Origin of the sequence: Mesorhizobium sp. CA8, from assembly GCF_020164955.1 — a bacterium.
Classification (GTDB): Bacteria; Pseudomonadota; Alphaproteobacteria; order Rhizobiales; family Rhizobiaceae; genus Mesorhizobium.
Map to the genome: position 1 here is coordinate 131,090 of NZ_JAIUHG010000016.1, position 9,193 is coordinate 140,282.

Annotated in this window: 6 protein-coding genes; 4 read left to right on the forward strand and 2 right to left on the reverse strand. The window is 64.7% G+C overall.

Annotation, left to right across the window (positions count from 1 at the left end; genetic code table 11):
- Positions 1-12: 12 nt before the first annotated feature.
- Both scpA and LB553_RS18640 read right to left on the reverse strand, forming a co-directional pair.
- Positions 13-2,130 (reverse strand): methylmalonyl-CoA mutase, encoded by a 2,118-nt coding sequence (gene scpA, locus LB553_RS18635; RefSeq protein ID WP_224515620.1) that lies wholly within the window; start codon positions 2,128-2,130, stop codon positions 13-15.
- Entirely contained in the window at positions 2,127-3,569 is a 1,443-nt protein-coding gene (locus LB553_RS18640; RefSeq protein WP_224515623.1) for a methylmalonyl-CoA mutase subunit beta, read from the reverse strand. Before LB553_RS18640 ends, scpA begins: the two co-directional genes overlap by 4 nt.
- A 247-nt stretch (positions 3,570-3,816) precedes the next feature.
- Between LB553_RS18640 and LB553_RS18645 the strand changes: the two genes are divergently transcribed.
- The 4 genes from LB553_RS18645 to LB553_RS18660 form a co-directional block, all read left to right on the forward strand.
- Positions 3,817-5,340, forward strand: a complete 1,524-nt coding sequence (locus LB553_RS18645; protein ID WP_224515625.1) for a helicase HerA-like C-terminal domain-containing protein — start codon at positions 3,817-3,819, stop codon at positions 5,338-5,340.
- Between the two features lie 252 nt (positions 5,341-5,592).
- The gene (locus LB553_RS18650; RefSeq protein WP_224515627.1) at positions 5,593-6,162 is read left to right on the forward strand and encodes an AraC family transcriptional regulator; all 570 of its coding nucleotides are present in this window, start codon (positions 5,593-5,595) and stop codon (positions 6,160-6,162) included.
- A 183-nt stretch (positions 6,163-6,345) separates the two neighbouring features.
- Positions 6,346-6,801, forward strand: a complete 456-nt coding sequence (locus LB553_RS18655; RefSeq protein WP_224515629.1) for a hypothetical protein — start codon at positions 6,346-6,348, stop codon at positions 6,799-6,801.
- 221 nt (positions 6,802-7,022) lie between these two features.
- Positions 7,023-9,193, forward strand: a 2,171-nt coding sequence (locus LB553_RS18660) for a YadA family autotransporter adhesin (RefSeq protein ID WP_412033356.1), incomplete at its 3' end; no start/stop codon positions are given.

Here is a 9,193-nt window from a genome sequence, read left to right on the forward strand (position 1 = left end):
AACGCTCAATTGTCAAGCCAGCAACCGATCCATCAGCCGGTTCGCCGCTTCCGGGATGACGGTTCCCGGCGGGAAGATTTCCGCCGCGCCTGCCGCCAGCACCGCGTCGTAGTCCTGCGGCGGGATGACGCCGCCGGCGACGATCAGCATGTCGCCATGGCCGAGCTTCTTCAGCGCTTCCTTGAGCTCGGGGATCAGCGTCAGGTGCCCGGCGGCCAAGGAGGAGGCGCCGATGATGTCGACATTGTGCTGCACCGCGAGCTTGGCGATCTCATCCGGCGTCTGGAACATCGGCCCGACGGTCACGTCGAAGCCCAGATCGGCAAAAGCGCTGGCGATCACCTTCTGGCCGCGGTCGTGGCCGTCCTGGCCCATCTTGGCGACCAGGATGCGCGGCTTGCCGCCGGATTTCTTCTCGAACGCCTGGATCTTCTTCTGCAGCGGGTCGAGCGCCGGGTTGTCGCCGAGCGCCTCGCGATAGACGCCGGAGATCGTCTGCACCGCGGCCGTGTGGCGGCCGAATACTTTTTCCAGCGCGAGCGAAATCTCACCGACCGTGGCGTTGGCGCGCGCGGCGTGGATTGCGAATTCGAGCAGGTTCTCGTCGCCTTCGGCCGCGCGGGAAAGGGCGGCAAGCGCATCCTCAAGGGCTGCCACGTTGCGGGTACCTTTGAGCCGCTGCAGCTTCGCCAATTGCCTGGCCTTCACCTCGGCATTGTCAATCTTCAGCACATCGACTTCGATATCCGTCTGCGGCCGGTGCGCGTTGACGCCGACCAGCACCTGTTCGCCGGAATCGATGCGTGCCTGCGTGCGCGCGGCCGCTTCCTCGATGCGCAGTTTCGGAATGCCCTTTTCGATCGCCGCCGCCATGCCGCCGAGGTTTTCGACCTCCTCGATATGAGCAAGCGCGCGCGCCGCCAGATCATGCGTCAGCCGCTCGACATAGGCGGAGCCGCCCCATGGATCGATCATGCGCGTGGTGCCGGATTCCTTCTGCAGGATGAGCTGCGTGTTGCGAGCGATTCGCGCCGAATGGTCGGTTGGCAGCGCCATTGCTTCGTCGAAGGAATTGGTGTGCAGCGACTGGGTGTGCCCCTGCGTCGCCGCCATCGCCTCGATCATCGTGCGGGTGATGTTGTTGTAGGGATCCTGCGCCGTCAGCGACCAGCCCGAGGTCTGGCAATGGGTGCGCAGTGACAGAGAGCGCTCGTCCTTCGGCGCAAAATTCTTCTTCATCAGGTTCGACCACAGCAGCCGCGCGGCTCTGAGCTTGGCGACCTCCATGAAGAAGTTCATGCCGATCGCCCAGAAGAAGGAAAGCCGTGGCGCGAAGCGGTCGATGTCAAGACCGGCGGCGACGCCGGCGCGCGCATATTCGATGCCGTCGGCGATCGTATAGGCAAGCTCGAGGTCGGCCGTCGCGCCGGCCTCCTGCATGTGATAGCCGGAGATCGAGATCGAGTTGAACTTCGGCATATGCTTGGAGGTGTAGGCGAAGATGTCCGACACGATCCGCATCGATGGTTTCGGCGGATAGATGTAGGTGTTGCGGACCATGAACTCTTTCAGAATGTCGTTCTGGATGGTTCCGGCGAGATCCTTCTGAGCGACGCCCTGCTCCTCGGCCGCGACGATGTACAGCGCCATGATCGGCAGCACGGCGCCGTTCATCGTCATCGACACCGTCATCTCGTTGAGCGGAATGCCGTCGAAAAGCTGGCGCATGTCGAGGATGGAATCGATCGCCACGCCCGCCATGCCGACATCGCCGGCGACGCGCGGATGGTCACTGTCATAGCCGCGATGCGTGGCGAGATCGAAGGCGACCGATAGGCCTTTCTGGCCGGCCGCGAGGTTGCGCCGGTAAAAGGCGTTGGATTCCTCTGCCGTCGAGAATCCGGCATATTGCCGGATCGTCCAGGGCTGCTGGACATACATGGTCGGGTAGGGGCCACGCAGGAAGGGTGGCAGGCCCGGATAGGTGTCGAGATTGGCGAGACCCTTGAGGTCGCTTTGGTCGTAAAGATGTTTTACGGCGATGCCTTCCGGCGTCATCCGCTGGCCCTTGATCTCGACCGGCGCACGCCGCGGCGCCGACCAGCCGATCTGGCTGAAGTCCGGGATCATGATCCGGCTCCGATCGACTGGTCGATGCGCACCGGAAACAGCGGCTCGCAGGTCGCGACACCCTCCGTCAGGGCCGGGCGCCGCTCCTGCGGCAGTGTCTCGACTGGGCGCTCTGTGCCGACACGGTAAAGCGTCGTGCCGACAATGCCGCGTTCGCCCGACCGGTAAGCGCCATTGCGCTTGGCGGCGGCCGTCTGGACGCGATTCTGGATATAGCCCTGCTGCAGGCTGGCGAGCACGCCGCCCTCGGCCTGGATGCGCTGGAATTCTTCCCAGGCCGCAGCGCAGAGATCGTTCGTCAGTGACTCCACCGCGCCCGAACCGCTGGCCGGATCGGCGACATAGCCGATATGGCTCTCCTCGGCCATGATGAGCTGCGCGTTGCGGGCGACGCGGCGGGCAAAGCCGGCCGGCAGCCCATGCGTGATGGTATGCGGCAGGATCGAGATCGAATCGGCGCCGCCGGTTGCCGCCGCGAAGGCCGCGATCGCCGTGCGCAAGATGTTGGTCTCCGGGTCGGCCATCGTCATCATGCGATAGGAGGTCTCGGCATGGATGCTGGCGGTCGAGGCCGGGATCGAGCAAGCTTCCTGGACGCGCGCCCAGAGCTTGCGCAACGCCCGCACCTTGGCCATCGACAGGAACTGGTCCTGGTCCACGCTGAGCGCGAAGCCGATATAGGGCGCCGCATAGACCAGCGGCTGGCGCGCCTTCTCGAACATTCTGAGATAGGACACGACCGATGCCATCATCGTGCCAAGCTCCTGCGCCTCGGTGGCGCCGGCATTGTGGAAGACGCGGCCGTCGGCCTCGAGCAGCACGCCCGGCACGCCCATCGAGAAGAAATGCGCCAGCGACTGCGGCATCGATTCCTGCAGCGCCTCGATCGAGGTGCGCAGCCGCCCGGTCCCAGCGAAGATCGCCGCCGGATCGATGCCGAAGGAAAGGTTGAGCTTGGCCGGATCGGAACGGCGTTTGCTCAGGAAGGCGAGCAGCCAGTCGGCCACGGCGCGGCTCCACGGATGCGCGTCGATGCGCACTTGCACGCGGTTGAGCGGCACGCCGTCGAGCACTCTTTCCAAGGCTTCCGCGGTGCGCGGCAGGCCGTAGCCGAAGGCATTCGGCGCGCCCTCGAAGACAAGCGAAAGGCCCGTCGCGCCTTGGGCGATGTCTTCCAGCGCTTGCGCGCTGGCCCGGGCGACATCCGGGTCGTCGACGCGCTGGCTGACGATCCAGCGCGCGGTCGGATTTGTGCGCGGCAACGGCTCGGCGGTCGTCGAGCGCTGGCTCAGCGGCTCGATGCGGATGCCGTCGTCGGTATGGGAAACGAGCTTTTCCTCGAAGGAACCGCCGGCAAGGGCCTTTTCCGCCAGCGCCAGCCAACGCTTGGCGTCCGGGTTCGGAAGGTCGACATCCCTGGTCAAGGCGCCGGCGCCCATCGCTCTCCTCGCTTCTTGGCCGCATCAGCCGGTCCAACCAATCTAAGGTCAGGAACCGGATATCACAATGCGTCATCCGGCCGGTTCTCGCGGCCAGGCAATCGATTGCCAAACATGCGCAAAATCCGCAAGCGCCAAAGGCCAAATTCGATGCACCCCAAATCAATACCGGGCATTGCCGCATGCGACTGGCGTTACTATACGTCGGAGTGAGGCCCTTGAGCGAAACAGATTGCGGAGACCGGATATGGCTGACGAGACCAGCATCTTCATCGGCGCCAGCCGCAAGCCCGACGATTCCTATCAGCGCGCCGAAGAGCTGCTGCTGCGATACGGCAACCGCCACGGCCTTGTCACCGGGGCCACGGGCACCGGCAAGACCGTCAGCCTGCAGATCCTGGCCGAGGGCTTTTCGAATGCCGGCGTGCCTGTCTTCTGCGCCGACATCAAGGGCGACCTTTCCGGTATAGCCATGATGGGCGAGGCCAAGGATTTCCTGGTCAAGCGCGCCGAGCAGGTAAAGCTCGATCCCTACCAGTTCCAGGAATTCCCGGTCATCTTCTGGGACCTGTTCGGCGAGCAGGGCCATCCGATCCGCGCCACCATTTCCGAGATGGGGCCGCTGCTTTTGTCGCGGCTGATGAACCTCACGGAAGCGCAGGAGGGCGTCATGAACATCGCCTTCCGCATCGCCGACGAGGAAGGCCTGCTGCTGCTCGATCTCAAGGACCTGCAGGCGCTGCTCGCCAACATCGCCGAGCGCGCCGACGAACTCAGCGCACGCTACGGCAATGTCACCAAGCCGTCGGTCGGCGCCATCCAGCGCACGCTGCTCGTGCTGGAGAGCCAGGGTGCCGCGAACTTCTTCGGAGAGCCGGCGCTGCGCATCGCCGACATCATGCGCACCACCCGTGACGGGCGCGGCGCGATCAGCGTCCTGGCCGCCGACAAATTGATGATGAATCCACGGCTCTACGCCACCTTCCTGCTCTGGCTGATGTCGGAGCTGTTCGAGGAGCTGCCCGAGGTCGGCGATCTCGACCGGCCGAAGCTGGTGTTCTTCTTCGACGAGGCGCATCTTTTGTTCGAGGACGCGCCGAAGGTGCTGATCGACCGCGTCGAGCAGGTGGTGCGGCTGATCCGCTCGAAGGGTGTCGGCGTCTATTTCGTCACCCAGAACCCGCTCGACATCCCGGAAAAGGTGCTGGCCCAACTCGGCAACCGCGTCCAGCATGCGCTGCGCGCCTATACGCCGCGCGAGCAGCAGGCGGTGCGCACGGCGGCCGAAACCTTCCGGCCCAATCCCGATTTCGACTGCGCCACCGCCATCACTCAGCTTGCCACCGGCGAGGCGCTGGTCTCGATGCTGGAGGACAAGGGCGTGCCGGCCATGGTCCAGCGTACGCTGATCCGGCCGCCGTCATCGCGGCTCGGCCCGATCACGCCCGATGAGCGCCGCAAGATCATCGCCGAGAGCCCGGTCACCGGCCAGTACGACCAGGTCGTCGATCGCGAATCGGCCTTCGAAATGCTGCAGAAAAAGGCCAAGGAGGCGCAGGACGCCGAGGCCCAGGCACAGCAGCAAAACAGCGGCGGTTCGCGCTGGACCATTCCGGGCTTCGACGACGTCCTGGGGACAGGCAACCGGCGGTCCTCAAACCGCCAGACCGTTGCCGAAGCCGCCATCAAGTCGGTGGTGCGCTCGGTCGGCTCGTCCGTCGGCCGCGCCATCGTGCGCGGGATTTTGGGAAGCCTGGCGCGCGGCCGCTGAAGCAAAGAGGCGGCACCGCGCGGAGCACGACGCGAATCACCGTCCCGCAACCTTTGATGTCGGGCGAGCCCCGCCTGCCGTCGCGCGAATCCGCCACGGAAATGTGCGCCCCTGAAAGCTGTCCTCGTTACCTCCCGACGATTAAATCTTACTCGCCGACGGGCGAGCCGCGTCAGCGGCAGCTAAAACTTTTCGCAAGGGAACTTTTCTCGGCGGGACCGCAATTTCCTGAAATACCGAAGGGGCCAAATCATGGCCTTTGACGCTGTTGCCGGGGGGCAAACTGGATGGCGCCGACAGCACGTGCGATCACGAATTATTGTGGCCAGGGAACGAAAAGCGCCCGCTAAGGTTGGGCCAAAGCTGCGGAGGGCTGGGCATCAGGAGTCCGAGTTGCGGCGCGATGACGATCTGCCGGCCTGGTATTCGGAAATTCCTGCTGAAAGGCGGCCACTGCTGAACGGGAAAGGCGGGCTGTCGATCGGCCACGCGCGCCTCGTGGCGCAATTCTTGCGCGAGAACTTTTCGCGCAAGCTTTCACTCGCCGAGATGGCGGCTGTGTGCGGGCTATCCCCCTACCATTTCGCCCGTGCTTTCTCCAAGACGTTTGGCGTGACGCCGCATCAATATGTTCTTGCCCTTCGCCTGGACTTTGCCGAGAAGCTGCTGGCCGAAAGGCGCATGTCGATCACGGATATCGCCTATCTGAGCGGCTTCTCAAGCCAGAGCCATCTCACCACCACGATGAAGAAATACCGCGACGTGACGCCGATGCAGGTGCGAGAGAGGCCGGTTCGATCGCGGGCCGTCAGGCAGGGCTGATTTCCCGGCATGGTTGTGTATGGATCGGCTTATAAAAGGTATCACTAAAGTAATTTTGCGTTAACCTCTGGAAGATGTGCGGTATATTTTCAGATAAACAGCAATTTGTTGGAATACGAGGCTCTGAAAACCTGTCTTTCTGCAGCAAATCCGGTATTCGGATTCTAAGCAGGCCGAGGGGACATGAGCGACGACACGGCGATTCGCCGGAGCCTTTCCGAGGAGATCGGTTACTGGCTGGAGTCGGCATCGAGGACGCTTGAGAAGCGCTATGGAGATGGCGTGCCCCTGGCCAAGCAGGACATGCTGCTGGCCCATTATCTCTACGGCCTCACGGCCGTCGTTCACGCGCATGACGCGCCTGCCGTGCATCTGGCGGTGGTGCGATCCTATCTCCAGCGGCTGATCCCGCCGGAGCGGGTTGCGGCGGCGCTCCAGACTGTCCCCGAGGATGGTGACGCCTGGCTTGAAAACACGCTCGATCGCGTCGAGGCGATCGGTGAGAAACAGGGCCATGCGCTGCTCGCGCGCGGCGCCGATGTCATCATTCCATTTTCGAGCAGACACGCTTTGGCGGCAGGGTCGGCGGAACCTGCCGTGATCGAGCGCGACCCACCAAAGGAGGCATTCTCGCAATGAACTTCAGGCAAGAACGTATCACTCGGCGCGGGTCGGCTCGCTTCGCAGGCAATTGGATTTCCGGCGCCGGCGACAGCCGCTCGGTCCGTCGCCGCCTGATGGCGGTATTGCGCATGGCGCATCGGGTGCTTGGCCTCGGTCGCAAGAATATGGGTCTGGGAACACTGGGCAGCGGCGGCAACGTGCGTTCGGCTCTGGCCTGCGGCATGAGCCCGGCCAGCATGCTCGGCGGCCTGGCGGCAATCGTCGCGCTCGGCCTCGCCACGCCGGCGCTGGCGCAATATGCCGCGGGCGGCGGTTCGGCGACCGGCGGCAACGCCGTCGCCATCGGTAACGGCGCCGCGACGAATGGCAATAACAGCGTGGCGTTGGGCAGTTCCAACAGTGCAACGGGCGACGGCACGATTGCCATCGGCTACGCGATGGGTGTCAATGGCCTCAATTCCATAGGCATAGGTGTCTTCGCAGGCGCAACCGGCGTCAATGCCCTCGCCGTGGGCGGGAACGCCAAGGCCAACGGGGACGGAGCAAGCGCTGTTGGCGTCAATTCGGTTGCAACCACAAGCGCGGCCGCCTTTGGCAATAATGCGCGTGCCGACGGAGTGAACTCCACGGCGATCGGCACTGTTACCCGCGCGACCGGGCTGCGCGCCACCGCGCTCGGGTTCGGGGCAACAGCATCCGGCGTGGATTCGATTGCCCAAGGTAACAGCGCCATCGCAAGCAACCAGAATGCCGTCGCCATCGGCTTCCAAGCGGTCGCTACACAGATCAACTCCATCAATATCGGCGGGCGCACTCTTGCGGGAGCGGGTGCTACTGCGCAGGGGGCCATCGCCCTTGGCACGGATGTGACTGCGTCTCAGCAAAATACCGTTGCCATAGGCATACTGACCAAGGCAACGGGAACGAGCGCCACGGCGATGGGTAACACGGCCAGCGCCTGGGGCAACCAGTCCATCGCACTCGGCTTGGGAGCGCAGGCCGGCGTTCAGGCCAACACGGCGCTGCCCAACAGCATCGCGATCGGCACCAATTCGCTCTCTTCCGGCGCTTTCGCCGTCGCGATGGGCACTACTTCAATTGCGAGCGGCTCCGCCAGCACGGCCGTGGGCAACACCGCCGTTGCCAGCGGCGCAAATGCCTCCTCATTCGGGTCTGGATCGAGCGCGGCAGGAGACAATTCTCTCGCTGCCGGCGTCAGCGCCAGCGCTGGAGGGATCGGCAGTACCGCACTCGGCATCGGAGCCAACGCGACGGGAGCGGACTCCGCTTCGATTGGTTCCGCCTCCAAAGCCACCGGTGCCCGTGCGTTCGCGGGTGGCCGTTCGTCCAATGCCGGCGGTGACGATTCCATCGCTATCGGCACGTCGGCCGTCTCGACAGCGGCAGGCTCGACGGCAGTTGGATCGGGCGCAGTGGCACAGGACGTAAACGCGGTCGCCATGGGCACCGCCGCCAGCGCGATCACCGCCGATTCCGTCGCGATCGGCACGGGCGCGGTGGCCGACGGCGGCAAGGCGGTCGCCATCGGTTACGGCAACGAAGCCTTTGGTGACGGTGCGGTCGCCATCGGCGATCCAAGCTATGCGAGCGGCACCGGCGCCTTCACCGGCGGCGCCAACAACATCGCCAACAGCGACGGCACGGCAAGCGCCACCGCCGCCAACCAGGCCGCCGGCGCGGTGGCGATCGGCAACAACAACAAGGCGATCGGGCAAGGCTCCGTGGCGCTTGGCAACGGTTCCACCGCGGGTGCCGCCGGTCTCGCCGGCAATGTCGCGCTGGGCAACGGCGCGACTGCGGCGGCAAGCTCCGGCGACGTCGCCCTAGGCTCCGGCTCGGTAACCGCCGCAGCGGTCGGCACCAGCGGCACGACGATCGGCGGGACGGCCTACAGCTTCGCCGGAACGGCTCCGACATCGACCGTCAGCATCGGCGCTCCCGGCGCGGAGCGGACCCTCACCAATCTCGCTGCGGGCCGGCTCAGCAACGCCTCGACCGACGCCATCAATGGCTCTCAGCTCTTCGCGACCAATCAGCAGGTGACGAAGAACACGACCGATATCGCCAACATCGGAAATACGATCACCAACATCAATACCGGTGCCGGCATCAAGTATTTCCACGCCAATTCGACGCTGCCCGATTCCCAGGCTCTGGGGACGGATTCGGTCGCGATCGGCCCCAATGCCGTGGCCAACAATGCCGGCGATGTGGCAATCGGCCTGAACTCGGTTTCCGGCACCACGACCGTGGTCGGCGGCACGACGATCGGCGGCGTCAACTACACCTTCGCCGGCGGAACGCCGGCGGGCGCATTCTCGGTCGGCTCGGTGGGCGCGGAGCGCCAGATCCAGAACGTCGCGGCCGGGCGGTTGAGCAACTCCTC